Source organism: Flavobacterium ardleyense, from assembly GCF_042686085.1.
Taxonomy (GTDB): Bacteria; Bacteroidota; Bacteroidia; order Flavobacteriales; family Flavobacteriaceae; genus Flavobacterium; species Flavobacterium ardleyense.
Window position 1 is genome coordinate 117,091 of the sequence record NZ_JBHUOL010000018.1, and the last position, 21,441, is coordinate 138,531.

The 21,441-nt window shown below is 32.3% G+C and carries 20 protein-coding genes; 13 read left to right on the top strand and 7 right to left on the bottom strand.

Annotated features, from left to right (window positions below):
• Positions 1–97: 97 nt before the first annotated feature.
• The 8 genes from pheT (at position 98) to ACFSX9_RS10395 (ending at position 10,508) form a co-directional block, all read left to right on the top strand.
• Positions 98–2,527, top strand: coding sequence for a phenylalanine--tRNA ligase subunit beta (gene pheT / locus ACFSX9_RS10360; RefSeq protein ID WP_379807365.1), 2,430 nt, complete (start codon positions 98–100; stop codon positions 2,525–2,527).
• 118 nt (positions 2,528–2,645) lie between these two features.
• Positions 2,646–3,404: a Rossmann-like and DUF2520 domain-containing protein gene (locus tag ACFSX9_RS10365; protein ID WP_379807367.1), complete on the top strand. Its 759-nt coding sequence runs from the start codon at positions 2,646–2,648 to the stop codon at positions 3,402–3,404.
• Positions 3,388–3,918, top strand: coding sequence for a KdsC family phosphatase (locus ACFSX9_RS10370; protein WP_379807369.1), 531 nt, complete (start codon positions 3,388–3,390; stop codon positions 3,916–3,918). Before ACFSX9_RS10365 ends, ACFSX9_RS10370 begins: the two co-directional genes overlap by 17 nt.
• A gap of 142 nt (positions 3,919–4,060) precedes the next feature.
• Positions 4,061–4,978 (top strand): geranylgeranylglycerol-phosphate geranylgeranyltransferase, encoded by a 918-nt coding sequence (locus tag ACFSX9_RS10375; RefSeq protein ID WP_379807371.1) that lies wholly within the window; start codon positions 4,061–4,063, stop codon positions 4,976–4,978.
• Complete coding sequence (locus tag ACFSX9_RS10380; protein WP_379807373.1) at positions 4,971–5,555, top strand: Maf-like protein; 585 nt, start codon at positions 4,971–4,973, stop codon at positions 5,553–5,555. Before ACFSX9_RS10375 ends, ACFSX9_RS10380 begins: the two co-directional genes overlap by 8 nt.
• Positions 5,548–6,084: a mechanosensitive ion channel domain-containing protein gene (locus ACFSX9_RS10385; protein ID WP_379807375.1), complete on the top strand. Its 537-nt coding sequence runs from the start codon at positions 5,548–5,550 to the stop codon at positions 6,082–6,084. Before ACFSX9_RS10380 ends, ACFSX9_RS10385 begins: the two co-directional genes overlap by 8 nt.
• Before the next feature lie 84 nt (positions 6,085–6,168).
• Positions 6,169–8,616, top strand: coding sequence for a PIG-L family deacetylase (locus ACFSX9_RS10390; protein WP_379807377.1), 2,448 nt, complete (start codon positions 6,169–6,171; stop codon positions 8,614–8,616).
• 209 nt (positions 8,617–8,825) lie between these two features.
• The gene (locus ACFSX9_RS10395; protein ID WP_379807379.1) at positions 8,826–10,508 is read left to right on the top strand and encodes a sodium:solute symporter; all 1,683 of its coding nucleotides are present in this window, start codon (positions 8,826–8,828) and stop codon (positions 10,506–10,508) included.
• 67 nt (positions 10,509–10,575) lie between these two features.
• Here ACFSX9_RS10395 and ACFSX9_RS10400 read toward each other — a convergent pair whose 3' ends face one another.
• From ACFSX9_RS10400 to ACFSX9_RS10425, 6 genes are all read right to left on the bottom strand, one after another.
• Positions 10,576–11,502 carry a hypothetical protein gene (locus ACFSX9_RS10400; RefSeq protein WP_379807381.1) on the bottom strand — a complete coding sequence of 309 codons (927 nt, stop codon included), beginning with the start codon at positions 11,500–11,502 and terminating at the stop codon, positions 10,576–10,578.
• 66 nt (positions 11,503–11,568) lie between these two features.
• Positions 11,569–12,441, bottom strand: coding sequence for a DUF6620 family protein (locus tag ACFSX9_RS10405; protein ID WP_379807383.1), 873 nt, complete (start codon positions 12,439–12,441; stop codon positions 11,569–11,571).
• 20 nt (positions 12,442–12,461) lie between these two features.
• The gene (locus ACFSX9_RS10410) at positions 12,462–13,397 is read right to left on the bottom strand and encodes a hypothetical protein (protein ID WP_379807385.1); all 936 of its coding nucleotides are present in this window, start codon (positions 13,395–13,397) and stop codon (positions 12,462–12,464) included.
• Positions 13,398–13,403: 6 nt separating this feature from the next.
• Positions 13,404–13,652, bottom strand: a complete 249-nt coding sequence (locus tag ACFSX9_RS10415; RefSeq protein ID WP_379807387.1) for a hypothetical protein — start codon at positions 13,650–13,652, stop codon at positions 13,404–13,406.
• A 569-nt stretch (positions 13,653–14,221) separates the two neighbouring features.
• Positions 14,222–15,178 (bottom strand): SPFH domain-containing protein, encoded by a 957-nt coding sequence (locus tag ACFSX9_RS10420; protein ID WP_379807389.1) that lies wholly within the window; start codon positions 15,176–15,178, stop codon positions 14,222–14,224.
• Positions 15,179–15,278: 100 nt separating this feature from the next.
• Positions 15,279–15,896 (bottom strand): hypothetical protein, encoded by a 618-nt coding sequence (locus ACFSX9_RS10425; protein WP_379807391.1) that lies wholly within the window; start codon positions 15,894–15,896, stop codon positions 15,279–15,281.
• Between the two features lie 599 nt (positions 15,897–16,495).
• Between ACFSX9_RS10425 and ACFSX9_RS10430 the strand changes: the two genes are divergently transcribed.
• Complete coding sequence (locus ACFSX9_RS10430) at positions 16,496–16,828, top strand: DUF4870 domain-containing protein (protein ID WP_379807393.1); 333 nt, start codon at positions 16,496–16,498, stop codon at positions 16,826–16,828.
• Positions 16,829–17,507: 679 nt separating this feature from the next.
• On the opposite strand, the gene ACFSX9_RS10435 is transcribed toward ACFSX9_RS10430, so the two are convergent.
• Complete coding sequence (locus ACFSX9_RS10435; protein WP_379807395.1) at positions 17,508–18,359, bottom strand: DUF2911 domain-containing protein; 852 nt, start codon at positions 18,357–18,359, stop codon at positions 17,508–17,510.
• A gap of 139 nt (positions 18,360–18,498) precedes the next feature.
• On the opposite strand from ACFSX9_RS10435, the gene ACFSX9_RS10440 reads away from it, so the two are divergent.
• The 4 genes from ACFSX9_RS10440 to ACFSX9_RS10455 all read left to right on the top strand — a co-directional run bounded on the left by ACFSX9_RS10440 (position 18,499) and on the right by ACFSX9_RS10455 (position 21,438).
• Positions 18,499–18,966, top strand: coding sequence for an SRPBCC family protein (locus ACFSX9_RS10440; RefSeq protein ID WP_379807397.1), 468 nt, complete (start codon positions 18,499–18,501; stop codon positions 18,964–18,966).
• A gap of 5 nt (positions 18,967–18,971) precedes the next feature.
• A complete protein-coding gene (gene uraH / locus ACFSX9_RS10445) occupies positions 18,972–19,367 on the top strand; it encodes a hydroxyisourate hydrolase (protein WP_379807399.1) in 396 nt (131 codons plus the stop codon).
• Between the two features lies 1 nt (position 19,368).
• Entirely contained in the window at positions 19,369–20,064 is a 696-nt protein-coding gene (locus tag ACFSX9_RS10450; protein ID WP_379807401.1) for an SDR family NAD(P)-dependent oxidoreductase, read from the top strand.
• A gap of 87 nt (positions 20,065–20,151) precedes the next feature.
• Positions 20,152–21,438, top strand: a complete 1,287-nt coding sequence (locus tag ACFSX9_RS10455) for a cryptochrome/photolyase family protein (protein WP_379807403.1) — start codon at positions 20,152–20,154, stop codon at positions 21,436–21,438.
• Positions 21,439–21,441: the final 3 nt, after the last annotated feature.

Consider the following 21,441-nt stretch of genomic DNA (forward strand, 5'->3'; position numbering starts at 1 on the left):
GGACTTTCAAAGATTAATTTAGGATGCAAAAAGTAGTTTTTAAACTTTTAAACTCTTAAACTTTAAACTATCTTTGCACTCTTAAAATTCGATACAAATGCGTATATCATACAATTGGTTAAAACAATTTATTAAAACTGATCTAAAATCTGAAGAAATTTCTGAAATCCTTACCGATTTAGGTTTGGAAGTTGAAGGTGTAGACCGATTTGAAAGTTTAAAAGGTGGTTTAGAAGGTGTGGTTATTGGTCACGTTTTAACGTGCGAAAAACATCCGGATGCCGATAAATTAAAGATAACCACTGTTGATTTGGGCGATGGAAATCCACCCGTTCAAATTGTTTGTGGTGCTCCAAATGTAGCTGCTGGACAAAAAGTGCCTGTAGCAACGATTGGAACAAAACTTTATGATAAAGAAGGTGTTGGTTTCGAAATTAAAAAAGGAAAAATTCGTGGGCAAGAAAGTCACGGAATGATTTGTGCTGAAGATGAATTAGGAATTGGTGAAGGTCACGATGGAATTATGATTCTGTCTGAAGATTTAATACCAGGAACTAAAGCGTCAAAAGTATTCGATATTGAAACGGACGAAGTTTTCGAAATTGGTTTAACACCAAATCGTGCAGATGCTATGTCACATATGGGTGTAGCAAGAGATTTAAGAGCAGGACTATCTCAAAAAGGAAACAACTTTGAGTTGATGACTCCATCTGTGAGTAAATTTAAAGTAGAAAAGCGTACCTTAAAAATGGACGTTAAAGTAGAGAATGATAAATTAGCACCTAGATATTGTGGTCTTACTATTTCAGGATTAACGGTAAAACCGTCGCCGGCCTGGTTGCAAAATCGCTTAAAATCTATTGGTTTAACACCAAAAAATAATATTGTTGACGCTACTAATTACGTGTTACACGAATTAGGACAACCTTTACATGCTTTTGATGCTTCTCAAATTAGAGGAAACAAAATCATTGTAAAAACTGCGGAAACTGGAACTAAATTCATCACATTAGACGATGTGGAACGCACCTTACATGAAGAAGATTTACTTATTTGTGACGAAGTGGGTCCAATGTGTATTGCTGGTGTTTTTGGCGGAAAGATGTCTGGTGTTACAGAACGTACACAAGAAATTTTCTTAGAAAGTGCTTACTTTAATCCGGTTTCTATTAGAAAATCGGCTAAAAGACACGGCTTAAATACAGATGCATCATTTCGTTTCGAAAGAGGAATTGATCCATCGATTACAGAATATGCTTTAAAACGTGCAGCTTTGTTAATTCAAGAAGTTGCTGGTGGAGAAATTACATCAGATATTACTGATATCTATCCTAAAAAGATTGAAGACTTTGTTGTGTTCCTTCATTTTGATAGAGTAAATAAAATTGTAGGTGAGGAAATTCTTCCAGAAACTATTAAAAAAATATTAGCTTCTTTAGATATTAAAGTTAATCATATTACAGAAACAGGTCTTGGCTTAAGCATTCCATCGTATCGTGTGGATGTAACGCGCGAGATTGATGTTGTGGAAGAGATTCTTCGTGTTTATGGCTATAATAATATCGAAATTCCTTCGAAGTTAAACGCTACGATTTCAAATTCAGTTAGAACAGCAGAACATAATGTTCAAAATGTAGTTGCTGACCAATTGTGTTCGTTAGGTTTTAACGAAATGATGGCAAATTCATTAACAACACCTGATTATATTAAAATTTCAGAACAGTTAAAAGAGGAACACAACGTTTTGATGTTGAATCCGCTAAGCAACGAATTGTCAGCAATGCGTCAGTCGCTATTGTTCTCCGCTTTGGAAGCAGTTTCTTTCAATATCAATAGAAAGAGAAGTGATTTAAAATTCTTTGAGTTTGGAAAAACATATCATAATATTGCGGGTTCTTACGAAGAAAATAAGCACCTAACTTTAACTGCAACAGGAAATAGAAACAACGAAAGTTGGTTGAGAGCGCAAGAAAAATCAGATTTCTTTTTGTTCAAAGGCTACGTAATGACAGTTTTGAGCCGTGTTGGAGTGGATAAAAAACTTACTGCTTTACCTTTCGAAAATGACGTTTTTTCTGAAGGATTAGCTTTAGCGATTGGAAAGGAAGTTCTAGTAGAATTTGGAACTGTGAAAAAATCCATTGCCAAGCATTTTGATATCAAGCAAGAAGTTTTTTATGCTGATTTCAATTGGGGTAAAATTCAAAAATATATTTCGAACAAAATTAAATTTACAGCGATTCCAAAATATCCAGAAGTAAAACGTGATTTTGCTTTGTTAGTAGATGAAAACGTGCGATTTGAACAAATCTTTAACATTGCCAAACAAACGGAAAAAAGCTTACTAAAAGACATCAATTTATTCGATGTATATCAAGGAAGCAATTTACCAGAAGGAAAAAAATCATACGCAGTGAGTTTCATTTTACAAGATGATACAAAAACCCTAACCGATACTCAAATTGATAAAATTATGAGCAAATTGCAAAATAATTTTGAAAGTCAGTTGGGAGCTAGTTTGCGTTAATCAATAAAATTTAAGTTCAAAAACTTATACTACTAGACCTGACAAGTAACAAAAACCTGTCAGGTCTTTTGTTTAAAAAAACGATTCAAAGACAGTCAAAATTCACTATTTTAGCCAGATGATTAAAGTTGTTATAATTGGTTCAGGAAATGTGGCCCAACACTTAATTAAAGCGTTGTCAGCTTCAGAGGAAATAGATTTAGTTCAAGCTTTTGCTCGAACGCCAAGTCATTTAAGTCATTTACTTCCAAAGGAAAAAATCACATCAGATTATCAAAAAATTACTGAAGCTGATTTATACATTATTTCGGTTTCCGATAATGCTATTGCAGAAGTTTCTGAAAATTTACCTTTTGAAGGTCGCTTGGTGGTTCATACTTCGGGTTCATCGGATATTTCTATTTTAGCAGACAAAAACAGAAAAGGCGTTTTTTATCCTTTGCAAACTTTTTCCAAAAATAAAGAAATCGACTTCACTCCTATTCCTATGTGTTTGGAAGCTGCAAACGAAAATGATTTCCAACTTTTAGAACAAGTAGCTAAAACACTATCCAAAAAAGTATTTGCTATTAGTTCGGAGCAACGCAGAAGTTTACATGTTTCAGCAGTTTTTGTATGTAATTTTGTGAATCATTTGTACCAAATCGGAAATCAAATTTGTGAAGAAAACAATATTCCTTTTGAAGTACTGCATCCACTAATTCAGGAAACAGCAGAGAAAATAAAGGAACTTTCACCTACGGAAGCACAAACGGGTCCCGCCTTGCGAAACGATACTAAAACTATCGAAAAGCATTTGGACTTTTTAGAAAATGAAAATTATAAAAAAATATACGAATTACTAACGCAATCGATTCAAAATGTCAAAAAGTTATAAGGAATTAATGAATAACATCAACACTTTTGTGCTTGATGTTGATGGTGTGCTTACTGATGGAACTATTCACGTATCGCCAAATGGTGAAATGCTTCGAAATATGAACATTCGTGATGGTTATGCTATGAAAGCGGCTATTGAAAGTGGTTATACGGTTTGTATAATTTCGGGAGGCAGCAATGAAGGAGTTCGTGTTCGTTTGAGAAATTTAGGAATTACGGATATTTATCTAGGCGTTCCTGATAAAGTTGAAACGTTTAAAGAATTCACAGATATTTACAACATCAATCCGGAAAATGTCTTGTATATGGGCGATGACATTCCGGATTATCACGTTATGAAATTGGTCGGACTACCAACATGTCCGCAAAATGCTGTTCAAGAAATCAAAGGTCTTTCAAAATATATTTCCCATGTTGATGGAGGAAAAGGTGCTGTTCGCGATGTAATTGAACAAGTGATGAAAGTACAAGGCAAATGGATGAAACATTTTGATGCTTCAGCAAGTGACTAATTTTTAGTTCTCAGTTGTCGGTTCTCAGTTTTCAGTTAGCTGCTAAAAATTGTGAAATATACCTATAAAGTATATTAGCTATTAACAATCGACTTTAATTACATTATACAATTTACATCAATACATTATACATTTCAAAAAAATGAAATACTTAAAACTAATCCGATACCAAAATCTACTACTTCTTGCTTTTATGCAATTAGTATTTCGCTATTTATTCTTAAAGCAATCCTATGTTGATTTGGCTTTGACGGACTTCAATTATATTTTATTAATTATCGCTACTATAAGTATTGCTGCTGGTGGTTATGTAATTAATAACATTATGGATCAAGATACGGATGCCATTTCAAAACCTCAAATTCGTGTTGTTGGCGTTTCTATTTCGGAGACGGTTGCTTACAATTGGTACATTGGGCTAACCATTTTAGGAGTTGGAATAGGATTTTATTTATCAAACGTAATCTACAAACCCACTTTTGCTTCAATGTTTATTTTGGTAGCAACTTTATTATATGTTTACGCAACCAATTTGAAGCAAATTCCAGTTGTTGGAAATATTATTGTGGCGGCTTTACTTTCCGTAAGTATTATAATTATAGCTTTTTTCGACCTTTTACCAGCAATTGATCAAGATAATAGAATTCGAATGAAAGAAGCGTTCAGTATTTTGATGGATTATGCCATTTTTGCTTTTATCATCAATCTAATTCGTGAAATTGTAAAGGATTTAGAAGATATGGATGGCGATTATCAAACCGGAATGAATACTTTACCAATTGCTATCGGAATTCAAAAGACCAAAGTGATCGTAGGTGTTTTAACAGTAATTGCTATTTTACTTTTGGCTTATTATCTAAAAACGAGTTTATATGAATTGGATTATACCATATATTATGCTCTTGTATTTATTTTCGCACCTTTAGTTTATTTTGGAGCAAAACTAATTAATGCACAAGCTAAAAAGGAATTTCATCATTTGAGTATGATTTTAAAAGTGGTGTTGTTTTTCGGAATTTTATCTGTTGGCGTAATCGTTTATAATTTAAAAAATGCTTAGTACAATTTTACAAAATAAAAATATCATTTTAGCTTCGGGTTCACCTAGAAGACAGCAGTTTTTTAAAGAAATGAATTTGAAATTTACCATTCAGTTGAAGGAAATTGAAGAAATCTATCCCGATCATTTAAAAGCGGAAGAAATTACTGATTTTTTAGCCCTATTAAAAGCTGAAGCATTCAAAAATGATTTAAAAGAGAACGATATTTTAGTAACGAGCGATACAATCGTTTGGTTAAACGGAAAAGCTTTGGGCAAACCAAAAGATACTGAAGATGCTTTTCAAATGTTGCAACAATTGGCGAATCAAACACACGAAGTAATTACCTCTGTATGTCTGAAATCGATTGAAAAAACGGAAGTATTTCATTGCGTTACCAAAGTTAGTTTTAATGCTTTATCGGATGAAGCAATTCTTTATTACATCACCAATTATAATTCACTTGACAAAGCCGGAAGTTACGGCATTCAAGATTGGATTGGTTTAATTGGTATTTCAAAAATTGAAGGTTCCTATACAAATGTGGTAGGATTACCGACCGAAATGTTATTTAAAAAATTAACGAATTATGCTTAAACTAATAGAAAACCCCTATTTAGATCAAGAAATTGCATCCTTAATTGTGTTGTTAATTTATGTAATTTTAAGAATTAGCCTTTCAAAATTAATTCTCAAATTTGCTAGTTTAAATCATTCATTTGATCAAAGAACTAAACTTATAGTTAAATATATGAACCTCTTGCTAAATATTTTGGCAGTGATTTCTATTATAATTATTTGGGGGGTAAAAAAAGATCAAATTTTCCTTTTCACATCTTCTATTTTTGCAGTTGTAGGCGTAGCTTCCTTTGCTCAATGGTCGATACTAAGTAATGTTACCGCAGGAATTATTATTTTCTTTTCGTATCCTTTTAAAATTGGTGACAAAATAAAAATACACGACAAAGAGCATCCAGTTGAAGGTGAGATTTATGACATTAAAGCATTTTATATGATTTTAAAATCTGCAGATGGTGAAATGGTTACTTATCCAAACAACTTAATTATGCAAAAAGGAATTTCGGTAATTTATAAATTTCACGAAGAAAAAGAGTTTTTCGACTAAATCAATTTATAATTTAATGTTAAAAAGGAAGCAATCAAAACTTCCTTTTTTTTATTTCCCTATTTTTGAAACAAATCCAATGTTATGATTAAAAAAGTTACCTCATTTCTATTCTTATTTATTACAGCGATTAACCTAGCTCAAGCCCCGCAAAAGCTGAATGCAGTGGAAACTTTTGAGCAACTTCAAAAACTAAATTTCTTAGGAAAAGTGTTGTATGTTGCCGCACATCCAGATGATGAAAATACGAAGCTTATCACCTATTTTTCGAATCATTATCACGCACAAACGGCTTATTTGTCGCTAACTCGTGGAGATGGTGGACAAAACTTAATCGGAACAGAATTAAGAGAGAAATTAGGAGCAATTAGAACACAAGAACTTCTAGCAGCTCGCCGAATTGATGGCGGTGAACAATTTTTTACGCGTGCGAATGACTTCGGATTTTCAAAAGAACCGAATGAAACTTTTGCCATTTGGGATAAAAAAGAAGTGATGGAAGATGTTATTCAAGTTATTGAAACCTTTCGTCCTGATATTATTGTGAATCGTTTTAGTCACAACACGCCAGGAACTACTCATGGACATCATACCGCTTCAGCAATGTTGAGTTTAGAAGCGTACGATTTAGTGAAATATCAACCAAAACGCATATTTTTTAATACTTCTTGGTGGTTTTATGGAAGTCAAGAAGCTTTTGATGCGGCTGATAAATCAAAATTATTAGCTATTAATTCTAATGTTTATTATCCGTTAAAAGGAAAAAGTAACAACGAAATTGCTGCGTTAAGCAGAAGTCAGCACAAATGCCAAGGTTTTGGAACTGTAGGAAGTCGTGGTGGCGAAACGGAATATTTAGAATTACTAAAAGGCGATTTACCAAGCAATACAAATCTATTTGAAGGAATTGATACGTCTTGGAATCGTGTTAAAGGTGGCGAAGCTATTGGAAAAATATTATATGATATCGAAAAGAACTTCAATTTCGGAAATCCTTCCGTTCATATTCCAAATTTAATCAAAGCGTATGATTTAATTCAGAATTTAGAAGATTCGCATTGGAAAGCAATCAAGTCAAAACAAATCATAAAAGTGATTGAAGCGTGCAGTGGTTTGTTTATGGAAGCGGTTGCCGATTCAGAAACAACGACGAAAGACAGTAAATTCAACCTGAATATTGAAGTAATCAACAGAAGTCAGTCTAATGTGAAATTGATTTCGGTAAACGCTTTAAACCTTAAAAATGAAACTAAAAACGCTCCTTTAAAATATAATGAAGGTTTGAATTTGAAATTCAAAGATTTAGTAGTTGGAAATAAAGTTGATTATTCGAATTTATTCTGGTTAAAACAAAAACAAACGGAAGGAATGTATCAAGTTCCAGACAAATCAATCCGAATTCTTCCGGAAGTATCGAGCAGTTTTCCTGTAATTTTTACGGTTGAAATTGAGGGGAAAACGATTGAATTCGTGAAGAATATCAGCTATAAATTCAATAATCCAGATGATGGCGAAACGTATGTTCCTTTTACGGTTTTACCCGATGTGACTTCTAAAATTGAACCCGAAGTTATCATTTTTAATGGAACGCAGGGAAAAGAAATTTCAGTTACTGTAAAAGCTCACAGATCTAATGTAAAAGGAATTTTATCACTAAATATCCCGGCTGATTGGAAGATAAATCCAAAGGAAATTCCTTTTGAAATTGCCACTAAAAACGAGGAGAAAAAATTTACTTTCACGCTTTATCCAACCAAGCAAGAAATTGCTACTACTTTAAGTGCAAAAGTAGAAATTGGAAATCAAACATTTGACAATAAATTAATAACAATCCAATATCCACACATTCCTAAACAAACGATTTTAGTGCCTTCACAATCAAAATTAGTGAAATTAGATATTACCACTAAAGGTAAGAAAATTGGTTATCTGATGGGAGCTGGAGATGAAGTAAACAAAAATTTAGAAAACTTAGGATTTCAAATTACTAATTTAAATCCGAGCGAAATTACCACTGAAAATTTAAAACAATTTGACGCAGTAATTTTAGGAATTAGAGCTTTCAATGTAATTGACGAATTGAAATATAAGAATAAAATCTTATTCAATTACGTACATGAAGGTGGTAATCTAATTATTCAATACAACACGACTAACAATTTAATTACTAAAGAAGTAGCTCCTTTTGAATTAGAAATATCAAGAGACAGAGTCACAGATGAAAATGCCAAAGTGACTTTCTTAGCTCCAACTCATAAAGTATTAAATTCGCCTAATAAAATTACCGAAAAAGATTTTACAGGATGGGTTCAAGAGCAAGGTTTATACTACCCAAACAAATGGGGTTCCGAATTTATTCCTATTTTAGCATCGAATGATGACGGCGAGTCTTCTAAAAAAGGTGGTTTATTAATAGCAAAATACGGAAAAGGAAATTATATTTATACCGGTTTAAGTTTTTTTAGAGAATTGCCTGAAGGCGTAAGTGGCGCTTACAGATTATTAGCTAATATGATTGCTTTGGATAAATAATAATTGAAAGCAAAAACGATTTATTTGGGACACAAATTTGAAAAATTAAAGAAATTACAAAAATTTTACAACCTACATTTTTGTAATTAAACTTAAAATAAAAATGGACAAAGAAAAACACAAATGGAAAAAAAGTTATAGCATCGTATTATTACTGAATGCTATCTACATTTTGATTTTTTATCTAATAATGGAAATTTACAACTAATATGGAGATTTTAGATTGGATTGTATTATCCACTACCCTATTTTTTATCGTAATCTATGGTGCTTTAAAAACAAAAGGAAGCGCCAACGTTAAAGACTATCTGTTAGATAATAATGAAACCCCGTGGTTCACCGTTGGAGTTTCAGTAATGGCAACTCAAGCAAGTGCCATTACATTTCTATCAACGCCCGGACAAGCTTATCACGACGGAATGGGATTTGTGCAGTTTTATTTCGGACTTCCATTAGCAATGATTGTTATTGCTTACACATTTATTCCAATTTATCATAAGTTAAAAGTATTTACGGCTTACGAATATTTAGAACAACGCTTTAACGTCCAAACCCGAACTTTAGCAGCCATATTATTCTTAATACAACGTGGTTTAGGAACTGGAATTACGATTTATGCGCCTTCGATTATTTTATCGGCATTGTTAGGATGGAACTTGACGATGTTGAATATCATTATTGGCTCATTAGTGATAGTTTACACCGTAACTGGAGGAACTAAAGCGGTGAATATGACCCAAAAACAACAGATGTTCATCATTATGTTAGGAATGTTTTCTACGTTCTTCATTATTCTTTCCAACTTGCCACCCGAAGTAGATTTTTCGAATGTACTTCATATCGCTGGTGCGAATGGAAAAATGGATATTCTAGATTTCTCTTATAATCCGGAAACTCGTTACACGTTTTGGAGTGGAATTACTGGAGGCTTCTTCTTGATGTTGTCTTATTTTGGAACCGATCAATCACAAGTAGGACGTTACTTATCGGGGAAATCTGTAAAAGAAAGCCAGATGGGACTGATTATGAATGGTGTTTTGAAAGTGCCAATGCAATTTTTCATACTATTGACAGGAGTTCTTGTTTTCGTTTTCTTTCAATTTAATAATGCGCCTTTGCATTTTAATCCAACAAACGTTGAAAAAGTAAAAGCATCGGATCAAAAAGAGAATTACGAAAAATTAGAATATAAATTAGAGCAGATTAATACCGATAAAAAGATTGTCAATCAAATTTATATCGAACAGCTAAAACACAATGAATTTGACAATCCCATCCTGAAAAAACAAATGGTGGCACTTTCACTGAAAGAAAAAGATTTACGTGAAGAAGCTAAAGAAGTTATTGCTCAAGCAGACAAAAATACTGAAACCAATGACAAAGATTATGTGTTCCTATATTTCATAATGCATTACTTGCCAAAAGGGATTTTAGGTTTACTTTTAGCAGTAATTTTCAGCGCCGCTATGTCTTCAAGTGCATCCGGATTAAACTCCCTCGCAGCGACAACAGCAATTGACATTTACAAACGAAATGTCGCAGAAAAAAGCGACAAACATTATGTTTATGCAACGCAATATTTCACATTGTTTTGGGGAATAATAGCAATTGGTTTTGCTTGTGTTAGTTCCTTATTTGAGAATTTAATTCAATTAGTAAACATCATTGGTTCTGTATTTTATGGAACGGTGTTGGGTATTTTCCTAATTGGATTTTATATCAATTATATTAAAGGGAAAGCTGTATTTATAGGCGCTTGTATTAGTCAGTTAACAATCTTCTATATCTACTATTTAGATATAGTTAGTTATTTATGGCTCAACTTTATTGGTGCGCTATTAACCATATCTTTATCTCTAGTAATACAGAGATTTTTCAACAGATCAAACTAATATAAATAGTCCCGAAATATTTCGGGACTATTTTTTTATTGAAAAGCTTCTGATTTGATTGTTTTGTTCATGTGCTTGAATTACCGAATAATTTATTCAAATTTTCTGGCAATCTGATAAGTTGACCGTTTTCATCTTCTTTGATGGGGAAAACTTCAATTTTCTCATCGTAATACCAATAATAATTGGTAGAAACATTACCTGGATCTTCATTATAATAATCAAGAAGTTCTGGGTTTATAATTTGTATCAGATCCAAAATATTGTTTTCCTCAATAGGATGTGCATATGCTATTTTCTTTGATGGTATTGCTATCAAAGTACCATATTTACCAATAGTATACGGTATTCTATTTTCAATGTCAAGCATTAAGGAAGCTGCGAAATCTCCACTGGTAAAAATGAATACTTTACAAGTAGCAATTTCGTGTTCTTCTACTTCTATCTCATTTTCTGGTGTGTTTGCAATTCCAATTTCAATTAATTCATTTTCGGTTTTTCCCCATTCTACAATATCTTCTTTTTTTACATACGCAAATTGCTCTTCGAATTCTAAAACAAGAAAGGTATTCGTTTTAGGAAAATCGACACGATGTAAAAATGTGGAAATACTAGCTTGAAGACTATAAAATTCATCTTTAATTAAGACCCTTAAAAATTGCGATGCGTAATCAAAATCTTTATACAGATAATTATAAGCGGATGATTGGTCTTTCATTTTATCAAAATGTAGGTATATTAAATGTTGCCATTCAATTTTTTCATTTGCCGCTAAAACACGTACTAGATTATCTAAATAACGATTTTGTACAGAATCATCTACTGAAACGACAAGTTCACCTTCGTCTATTTTCGTAATTGTTATATTGTTTTCTTTATGGTAATTTATACAAACTGCCATAATTTCATTGTATTCTTCCTTGCTGATTATACCATTATACATTTCAGGAAGTTCATACTTTGAACTTTTTTTAAATACATCAAATAGTCCCATATAGGATAGTGTTTAAAAGAGAGGTTACTATTTATTAAAAGAATTGGCAACCTCTCAATTTAATTATTAAAAATCAACATCATCGGCAACATTACCACCTTGCTCTGCTGCAAATTTCTCTTCGTATTCTGCTTGTTTTTCTTGTTGGTAAGTAGCGAATTTCATAATTTCTTCCGAATTGAAATCCATGTTTCTAGCCGTCATATATTCCATAGCTACAGCCTGAAAATCACCTAGTGTAACTCCGTAATTATCTAAAATCCACTGTGCACCATCTAAACCATAATTATAAGCTGCAATTCTTGCTCCACTTAATTCCTCAAAGAAATATTGATCTGTTCGCATTTTTTGTAAATTTTCAGCACCAGCTTCGTTTACTGCAGGTTGCAAATGAGCCAATTTTGGATGCGTTGCACCTTCCATAAAATACTGACCATACAAAACTGCGATAGTAAAAGAGGGATCTTCTTGCATACGAGTAACCCAAAGTGTATTTACTTCTTGCCATATCGCAGGCTCAATACCCATTGCTTTATTTATTTCGTTTTCGTCCACGCCAGAGCTCATTTTTATAACCATAGCCGCATAATCTCGCAATGAAAGACCGTGAATAGGTTCTAATAATGGGTTGTCATTTTCTTCTTTTACAAAGCCTGAAGTTGCATAACCAGTGAATTCTAAAGAATTTACCATTTCCCACTGTAGCATTTGATCAGAGTCTGCACCCGTCCAATCTACATATACATCACGACGGTAATTGAACTTTACATTATCAATTTCTGAAGCGCTTGGTGTTTCTCCGTTAGCTTCTTCTTCATCATCAATCCATTCCTGCACCAGCCGATCTACTTCATCATTAAATGCTTCAATCGTGTAATGCGTTCCGTGTAAAGTTTCTGGATTGTAGGTCGTTTCTTGACCTGATTCATTTCTAGACATAGTTTTATAATTGGTTTTATTTAAAATCGGTTTTTTCTAAAATCGGCAAGCATTCGATCGTGAAATTTTTCATTTTGTATCGCTAAATCGGGTACAATTTTTATCCATTCATCAAACATTGCTCTTAGGTACATTTCATACAATGCCGGAGCATTTGCAACTGCCGCTTTTCGCTCTGCATCCCAAATTTCGTTTTGATCTTCTTTTATTTTTTTTGTAGCAGCATCATCTGTATGATGAACTCTATTTTCGTGCAGTTTATAATACAACTCTCTTTCCTTTCCTTTCTCTAAAGAATAAAGTTGCAACAAATGTGCGGTGCGCTGTTCGGCAAGGCTTCGTCCAATGCTTTGCAACATTGAAATTTGAGTGCCTGGGTTAAATGTATTTTGAGTTTGGCAATGGCTACAGGTAATATAAGTACTTATAAAATATATTTTTTCTAGTGGTAGAAACGCACTACATTGGATGCATTGAAATTTATTTTTTACAGCATCAAAGGCATCTAATACTTTTTGATATTCTACTTCCCAATCGGGTTCAATTGCTTTGCTTAACAAATCTTTATAACGTTGGAGCGCACTTTCAAAAGCATTTTTAGTTTGATAGCAATCCTCTCTAAAATTTCCCAAAACATCTTGATAATTACTACCGAATCGACTTAAATTATTATTGTAATAGTAAAAATCATTTATTTTTTCTTCATAAACCCCATGCGCTTTTTTACGCATATGTTCAAACTGACCATTTATACCTGCAAGCATGCTACCTTGAGCTCTCTTATTTACATCAGGATCGTCGTTGAAAACTTCTTTCAATTCAGGAAGAGATGCGTCGAAAAGTTCCTGCGCTTTTTCTGTCATTTTCTCAATAAATGCAAACCATCTTGTTTGATTTTCCTGCATTTGGGGCAACCACTCCGGAACTTCTTTACTATTATCTTTTGTAAAAAACATATTTCATTATTTGGAGTTATCTTCTTTTTTTATGTGCAAACCGTCTGATAGTTTTACAGTCAAAAATTCAAAACCACAATAACCACATTTTGTTAAACCATCTTCTTTTGCTCGACCCGCTCCGCAATTAATACAGGTTCTCGCTCCGACTGTGGCTTCTTCGGTTTTGCTTACACCACCATAATGTTGCTGGCTCGTCGTTTTTAATTTTAGTTTTTCCAGATAGGATAATGGCTTGTTTACTTGTTCTTCCATTAAATTAATTTTTTTTTATTCATGCTCTTATTTGTAGCAGTATACTATATTGTTCTCATAATTCTAATTCTTCCATAGCTTAATCAAAAGTTAAGGGTCTGTCACACTTTATTTTATAAACGTTTCGAAACTTGCTTTCAGTTGACAAGTCAAAAATCAAGTGTTGCTTTATAATCAATCTAATTGATATTACATAAAAGCTACAATTACTTTACGTTGCACTATCATCACTTTCTATATCTCAAAAAAAAGATCTATACTGCCTCAAAAATTAAATAAAACTTATAAAAAAATCCAATCCTTCCCTGTCCACAAAAGTGTACGCTGAATTGCAATAGCCTAAAATCGCGTAAAGACGAAGTGAATTTTTTTATTCTCTCGCTCATCTTTGGATTTTAACTCCTGATAAAGAATTTCTTTACGTTTTAAATATTAATCAATTGCATCTGCTTCATAAATACCAATACCTCTGCCTAATTTTAAATCTTTAAACGCTTAATGAATAATATTTTGTCTAGTTTTGAGTGCTTCAACTAATAGCCTTAATTGTTCACCATTCTCAAAATTACTTACATTTTATTTATTAAGTCTGCTTTTTTATCTTTGTACTCTTGCTCATCAATTAGCTCATTTTCAAATAATTGCTTTAATTGTTTGAGTTTACTGGTAATATCTTCTGTTGGCGTGGAAACTTGGTTCTGGCTGTCCAACTGTTGCATTTGTTTCATCATCAAACCAGCCATAATAGCATTTTGTGTGCCGTCATTTGCCGCAGTACCCTCCTGTCCTATCGCAGTTGCAGTATTAAATTTAGTAAACTTATCCATATCACTTACCATATTCATATTGGTAATTTTGTCATAATGTGCAGATACTTCATCTGGAAGTGTAACACTCGTAATAATAAAGTGAGTAAGTTCTACACCAAGTTGCAAAAAATAAGGTTTTAGAAGAGGTTCTATTTTTTTACTAACTTCTGATATATTTCCTGCTACATCCATAACCGACAATTGCTCTGTTGCAAGAACTTCGCCGAATTTTGGAACTATAAAATCTCTTAATTGTTGCTGCAGTTCAAAAATAGTGAGTTGCTCGTATGTTCCTGCATATTGCTGAAAGAATACTTTAGGGTCTGAAATTCGCAAATCAAAACTTCCAAAGGCTCTGACCCTAACTTGTCCAAACTCTGGATCGCGCATCAAAATAGGTGCGGGAGTACCCCACTTATTATTGATAAATTGGTGTGTATTAAAAAAATAAATAGTTGCTTTGAATGGGCTATCAAAACCATATTTCCAACTTTTGAGCGACGTAAGAATTGGTATGTTTTTTGTTTCTAAAGTATAAGTTCCTGGCCCAAAAACATCGGCTACTTCTCCTTCATTCATAAAAAGAACATGCTGACTTTCGTAAACTGTCAATTTTGCTCCGTTTTTAATTTCTTTATCGTCATCTTCATATTGCCACATCAACAAATTAGGGTCCGACGTGGTTGCTTCTATAATTTCTAAAAACGGTATTTTCATAATAATTTTTTAATGAATTGATTTAGAGCCTTCCTAATATTTTTAGGCAATAATGAAAGCTATTTATAAAAAAAAGGTAATAAATACAACGTGATAATCTTTATTTTATTACTAAAAATGCCCTGCCAAAAGCTCGATACTCCAAATTTTTTGCAGGGGCAATGTAGTAAACTAAATTCCCAAGAGTTCGTAACGGCTGCGTTTTAACTTCTATTTGTTCTTTGAATTTTGAATCCTCTAAATCGGAAAGCTGTATGTCATATTGTTGTAAAAACTCAAATTTTTCATCATACAATGCTATTGTTGTTTTGTCCTCTTCTGTTTTTATCACTTTTGCTGCATAATGATGTGGGACATATACAAATTCATTAGTATTTGTAAGGTCGTCCTTACATATAAAAAACACATCATTTATTTTAAAGTCTTGGACATTTGTTTTGTTTACTAACTCATTATTATTTACTCTCTTAAAATTAAAAGGATTAGCAATTCTTGCTTCCAATAGCGCAAAAGGCGTAATCAATAATAAAAGCAGAATAACGGTTCCCCGCCACATTCGTAAAGGGGTTTTAATTTTCTTTTTTTCCTCCTGGAATATAGCATTTAATTTGTTTGTCCATTTATCTTGAGGAATTGCTATGTTGCAAACAGAACATTCTAGTACTGCATATTTACGACCAGGTGCCATTGGACCTAATAGCCAGGCGTACTTTTGCATTATTAGCATTTTCAAAGAGCTTTTATTTTTGCAAATAGGACAACTATACTCTTTTAAGTCAAGCGTTTTATGGTTTTTTGACCGTATTTGAAAAGAAATAATCATACTATTATACTTTTGTTATTAAAACAATCTTTTATTGACTTTGGCCTTCGGCAAACGCATTGAGCATAGATTTTTTCTAAATATTTTCAATTTCGAAACCAGTTTATTTTATTATTGATAATTTATCTCAAATTGAAATTTTTTGCAACATTAGGTAAACGTGACGAATAGTCTAACTCAAAACAACTCGACTAATAATGCTTTGTACTTTATTTAATTGGAAAAAATACATATTATCTACTTTCGAGAACATTGATTAAAAGACTAAAAATGAAAATAATTAGTTTACAATTTTTCAAAGCTCGAAATTAGTGTTTTTAAAATGATATACTATTTTAACCCACTACTATTATTACGATAATCTTAAAATAATTAAAGAAAAAAAATAGATCGTTAGATTAAAGAATCACGTGCAGACACTTTATCGACGATTTTTTAGCAATTGTTATATGTTTAATAATATATTTGCAGCTAATTAATTTTAACAAAAACAAATGGACAACAAAACACTTTCAATCGTTTCTTACATTACTGTCATCGGATGGTTAATTTCGTATTTCTCTTCTAAAGACAATTTGAGCAAAAGCTCTTTAGTTATTTATCATCAAAAGCAATCTTTAGGGCTTGCTGTTGTAGGAATAGCTTACGGATTAATTTCAAGAATTTTAATAATGTTTGTACCAGCAATTGGAATTATTTTTTCATTAGTAAGTTTATTACTATTTGTTTTGATGATAATCGGAATAGTAAATGCTGCAAATGAAGTACAAAAACCACTACCAATTATTGGAAAAACTTTTGAAGACAAATTTAGTTTTATCAAATAAATAATAGGCAAAGAGATAATGAATTATGAGTTTGGAAATTATAAACTCATAATTCATACTTTATAAATTACAACTTCAGTTATTTATTTACTAGTTAAGAATCTAATTCTTCTACACTATCTAGATTCATCATAATAAATAATTTTATTGCTTTACAATAAAAAAATAAAAAGTCTGCTTGCAGAGTACCTGCTAAAACTATCATAATTCCAATTTTCAGTAATTCAGCAATTTATCCAACTCCACACTTTCGTCTTTAGAAAGTTTTATTATCCTGCTTTTCAATCTAAAAATTAATAAAGTTGCAAAATATAACAGAGCGGTTATTCTAACTTGTAATTCACTAATGCGCAACGCTTTGTAATAGTTGATTTTTTTAACAAAATTATCCATAGCGCTAAATAATTTGACAAATAATCCCACAACAATCAACTAATTTTCGATGTCATTTATTTCTATAGTTGGTTAATTACGGTTCAAAACAAGAGGTAAAATTACAGTTCCTCCCAAAATATAGAAATTCCGCCTTGTTGGGGCGGAATCTCTTATTTTATTATAAATCCTGATACATTTAAACACAAATAAAATGAAGAATTTAAGTTCGCTTATTGAATCTACTCCTGTAATTTTATGAATTATAAATTAAAGTAAATATTATCAGGAATTAAGACCTAAATTATTATTTAGACCATTCAGCAATGCTGTCTTTGTTCATTTTTTCGTAATCTCCATTTCCTGCTTTAGTTGCTAAAGCTAAAGATTCTTTTGCAGTTGCAATAGCTCCTTTTTTGTCTCCATTTTTAGCTTGGATTAAAGATTTTAATCTCAAATACCAGAATGGAGCGTCTTTACCTTTTGGTGTGTCTTCAACTGCTTTGTTGACCCAAGATAATGCTTTAGTCATATCACCATTAGTTTGGTAAAAGTACTGCGCTGCTGCAAAATAATCTGCTGCTGCAGGACCTGCTAATGCTTTCTCAATACTTTTCATTGCAGCCTCTTGTGTAGGAACTGTAAATGGAATAGAAACCATTGTTCTTTCCCAAGACAATTCTAAAACTCCTGCATCATTTGATAAGTCATTCAAGAAAATACTAAAAGATTCTACTGATTTGTTAAGCGTTTCTGCTTTTACAGAAGTTCTTAAAGCTACTTTACTTTCATCCCAGTTTTCTGGTAAACCCCAATTATTAGTGTCTGTATAAAAAATGATGTCCCATTTCTCAGATTTAGGAGTTGTATATAAAGCATATTTTCCTTTTTTCAATTGTTGCCCACCAATGGTTACATCTTCACTAAAGGAAATAGTGGTATTTCCGTTTGCACCTGTTCTCCAGTTTTTTCCGAAAGGTACTAAATCACCATATACAGTTCTTCCTTTTGCACTTGGTCTTGAATACTCAATTTTAACATCTGTTAATCCAACTACTTGCTCAATTTTTGTCATTGGACTAGATTGAGGTGTTTTAACTTGGGCTTCCATTACGAAATTGGCTAAAACGAAAGCCAATACCACGATAATTTTTTTCATAGGTTTATTTTTTATTAGAAGTCCAAAATTACAAATAGTTCTGAAACCAAATGTTAATTTAAACTTAAATGAAGTAATTTTGTTTAATTTTTATGAAATAAGTTTAAACAAAGTTGTAAATTTACAAAAAATTAAAGAAATGAAAATCTATACAATGCATACCAAACAGAAGTTACCTATCACTTTGGATCAAGCTTGGTTATTGCTATCAAATCCAAAAAATCTCAAACTCATTACTCCTGAATATATCGGTTTCAATATTTTATCAGGTGCGGATAGACCTATGTATGCTGGACAATTGATTCAATATATAGTAACGCCAATTTTGGGAATTAAAACGAAATGGGTAACGGAAATTACGCATGTTGTAGATAAATCTTACTTTGTAGATGAACAGCGTTATGGTCCTTATGCACTTTGGCACCATAAACATTTTATAAAAGAGATTCCTGGTGGCGTTGAGATGGAAGATATTGTAGATTACAAAGTTCCTATGGGGATTTTAGGTCAATTAGTTCATCCGTTCTTGGTAAAACCAAAATTGAATGAAATATTTGAATACAGAAGAAAAAAATTAATTGAATTATACGGAGAATTTAAAGGATAAAAATTATGAAAAAGTTAGTAGTGTTATTGTTTCTATTTGTTAGTACATTGGGTTACACACAGGAAAAATTTCAATTGAGTACACACATTTTGGACATTTCAAAAGGTCAAGGTGCTTCAAACGTTTTGGTACAGTTAGAAAAATTAGATGGTAAAAAATGGGTTGCAATCGACGAAAGCAAAACAGATAGTAATGGAAGAATTAAGGAATTTTTAAAAATGAAAACTTCAAATACTGGTGTTTACAAACTGATATTTATGGTAAAACCTTATTTTGAAAGCCAAAAATTAGAAAGTTTCTACCCTTTCGTAGAAGTAGTATTTGAAATAAAAGACAACGAACATTACCACGTACCTATTACATTAAGTGCAAACGGTTATTCAACATATAGAGGAAATTAGTATGAAAAATATTTTATTAATTGGCGGTTCATACGGAATCGGATTAGCAATTGCTAAAGAATTACATGCAGGTAATAATGTATTTGTAGCATCAAGAACTAACGAGAATTTGGACGACTTAAATGTAACTTATATTCCATTCGATGCTTTGACCGATACTTTAGATCTTTCCACATTACCAGCTGTAATTGATGGTTTAGTATATTGTCCGGGTAGTATAAATTTACGTCCGTTTAGAGGTTTGAAACCAGAAGCTTTTGAAAACGATTTGCAAATTAATTTTATTAGCTTAGTGAAAGTTATTCAATCTATTTTGCCTAATTTAACAGCTTCGGAACAATCGAGTATTGTTTTGTTTAGTTCGGTTGCTGCTTCTATGGGAATGCCTTTCCACACAAGTGTAGCTGCTTCAAAAGGTGCAATTGAAGGTTTCGCTAAAGCTTTAGCTGCTGAATATGCTCCAAAAATTAGAGTAAACGTAATTGCGCCATCGTTAACTGATACGCCATTAGCCGATAAATTCTTAAACAACGAAACGAAGCAAGAAAAATCAGCCGAACGCCATCCGTTGAAACGTTTTGGAAAACCAGATGATATTGCACAAATGGCAAGTTTTCTATTAAGTGATAAAAGTTCTTGGATTTCAGGACAAACCTTTAACGTTGATGGAGGAATGTCGACTTTATTGGTGAATTAGAAGGTTATAAGTTTGGGGTTTAAAAGGTTGAAAGATTTTGTTTTTTGATTTTTGAAATTGAATTTTGTTATTGTTATTGAAATAAATATGAATATATTTTGGTTTAGACGCGATTTGCGATTGGAAGATAATGTTGGACTTTTTCACGCTTTAAATAATACGGAAGAAGTGTTGCCTATCTTTATTTTTGATGATGAAATTTTATCGCAATTGCCGAAAAACGATGCACGAGTTACGTTTATTCATACCCAATTAGAGAAAATTCAATCCGAATTGCAGAAAATTGGAAAGTCTTTAGCGGTTTTTCATGGGAAACCTTCGGATGTATTTAAACAATTGCTTTCAGAAAACAAGATTACTTCGGTTTATACGAATCACGATTACGAACCCTATGCAAGAAAACGGGATAAGGAAATGAATCAGTTTTTTGTTTCCCAAAATGTATCGTTTTTAACGAGTAAAGATCAAGTGATTTTTGAAAAGAGTGAAGTGGTGAAGGACGATGGAACGCCTTATGTAGTTTTTACACCGTTTTCAAAAAAATGGAAGGAAAATTTCAAAAAGATTCAATTAGTTCATTATAATTCGGAAGAAAAGTTAGAAAAAATAGCACTTCACTCCTATCCTTTTTTAACTTTAGAGGCAATTGGATTCGAAAAATCGGAAATTAAAATTTCGCCTTTTGATATTTCTGAAGATTTGATTCAGAATTACGAAGCAACTCGAAATTTTCCAGCTTTAAATAAAACTTCCTATTTGGGAATTTATCTGCGTTTTGGAGCAGTTTCTATTCGGAAAATGATTGGAAAAGCTAATGCTGAACAAAATGAAACGTTTTGGAATGAATTAATTTGGCGTGAATTTTTTATGCAAATTTTATGGCATTTTCCACATACATATAAGTCGAGTTTCAGACCGAAGTACGATGCAATTGTTTGGCAAAATAACGAAGAATTATTTCAAAAATGGTGTGCCGGAAAAACAGGCTATCCCTTTGTAGATGCAGGAATGCGTGAATTGAACGCAACCGGACATATGCACAATCGTGTACGAATGATTGTTGCAAGTTTCCTTTGTAAACATCTACTTATCGATTGGCGTTGGGGCGAAACCTATTTTGCATTGCATCTTTTAGATTATGAAATGTCGAGTAATGTTGGCAATTGGCAATGGGCTGCTGGTTCTGGAGTAGATGCTGCTCCTTATTTTCGAATTTTCAATCCAACAGAGCAAGTTAAAAAGTTTGACAAAGACTTAAAATATATAAAAAAATGGATTCCAGAATTGGAAACCAAATATTATCCTGAGCCAATTGTAGATCATAAAGAAGCAAGAGAACGCTGTCTAAAAGTCTACAAAGAAGCGGTTGGATAACAA

Bases quoted from the DNA above. Each gene is read 5' to 3' on its own strand.
- pheT (WP_379807365.1), top strand. From the start codon at position 98: ATGCGTATATCATACAATTGGTTAAAACAATTTATTAAAACTGATCTA.
- ACFSX9_RS10365 (WP_379807367.1), top strand. From the start codon at position 2,646: ATGATTAAAGTTGTTATAATTGGTTCAGGAAATGTGGCCCAACACTTA.
- ACFSX9_RS10370 (WP_379807369.1), top strand. From the start codon at position 3,388: ATGTCAAAAAGTTATAAGGAATTAATGAATAACATCAACACTTTTGTG.
- ACFSX9_RS10375 (WP_379807371.1), top strand. From the start codon at position 4,061: ATGAAATACTTAAAACTAATCCGATACCAAAATCTACTACTTCTTGCT.
- ACFSX9_RS10380 (WP_379807373.1), top strand. From the start codon at position 4,971: ATGCTTAGTACAATTTTACAAAATAAAAATATCATTTTAGCTTCGGGT.
- ACFSX9_RS10385 (WP_379807375.1), top strand. From the start codon at position 5,548: ATGCTTAAACTAATAGAAAACCCCTATTTAGATCAAGAAATTGCATCC.
- ACFSX9_RS10390 (WP_379807377.1), top strand. From the start codon at position 6,169: ATGATTAAAAAAGTTACCTCATTTCTATTCTTATTTATTACAGCGATT.
- ACFSX9_RS10395 (WP_379807379.1), top strand. From the start codon at position 8,826: ATGGAGATTTTAGATTGGATTGTATTATCCACTACCCTATTTTTTATC.
- ACFSX9_RS10400 (WP_379807381.1), bottom strand. From the start codon at position 11,502: ATGGGACTATTTGATGTATTTAAAAAAAGTTCAAAGTATGAACTTCCT.
- ACFSX9_RS10405 (WP_379807383.1), bottom strand. From the start codon at position 12,441: ATGTCTAGAAATGAATCAGGTCAAGAAACGACCTACAATCCAGAAACT.
- ACFSX9_RS10410 (WP_379807385.1), bottom strand. From the start codon at position 13,397: ATGTTTTTTACAAAAGATAATAGTAAAGAAGTTCCGGAGTGGTTGCCC.
- ACFSX9_RS10415 (WP_379807387.1), bottom strand. From the start codon at position 13,652: ATGGAAGAACAAGTAAACAAGCCATTATCCTATCTGGAAAAACTAAAA.
- ACFSX9_RS10420 (WP_379807389.1), bottom strand. From the start codon at position 15,178: ATGAAAATACCGTTTTTAGAAATTATAGAAGCAACCACGTCGGACCCT.
- ACFSX9_RS10425 (WP_379807391.1), bottom strand. From the start codon at position 15,896: ATGCAAAAGTACGCCTGGCTATTAGGTCCAATGGCACCTGGTCGTAAA.
- ACFSX9_RS10430 (WP_379807393.1), top strand. From the start codon at position 16,496: ATGGACAACAAAACACTTTCAATCGTTTCTTACATTACTGTCATCGGA.
- ACFSX9_RS10435 (WP_379807395.1), bottom strand. From the start codon at position 18,359: ATGAAAAAAATTATCGTGGTATTGGCTTTCGTTTTAGCCAATTTCGTA.
- ACFSX9_RS10440 (WP_379807397.1), top strand. From the start codon at position 18,499: ATGAAAATCTATACAATGCATACCAAACAGAAGTTACCTATCACTTTG.
- uraH (WP_379807399.1), top strand. From the start codon at position 18,972: ATGAAAAAGTTAGTAGTGTTATTGTTTCTATTTGTTAGTACATTGGGT.
- ACFSX9_RS10450 (WP_379807401.1), top strand. From the start codon at position 19,369: ATGAAAAATATTTTATTAATTGGCGGTTCATACGGAATCGGATTAGCA.
- ACFSX9_RS10455 (WP_379807403.1), top strand. From the start codon at position 20,152: ATGAATATATTTTGGTTTAGACGCGATTTGCGATTGGAAGATAATGTT.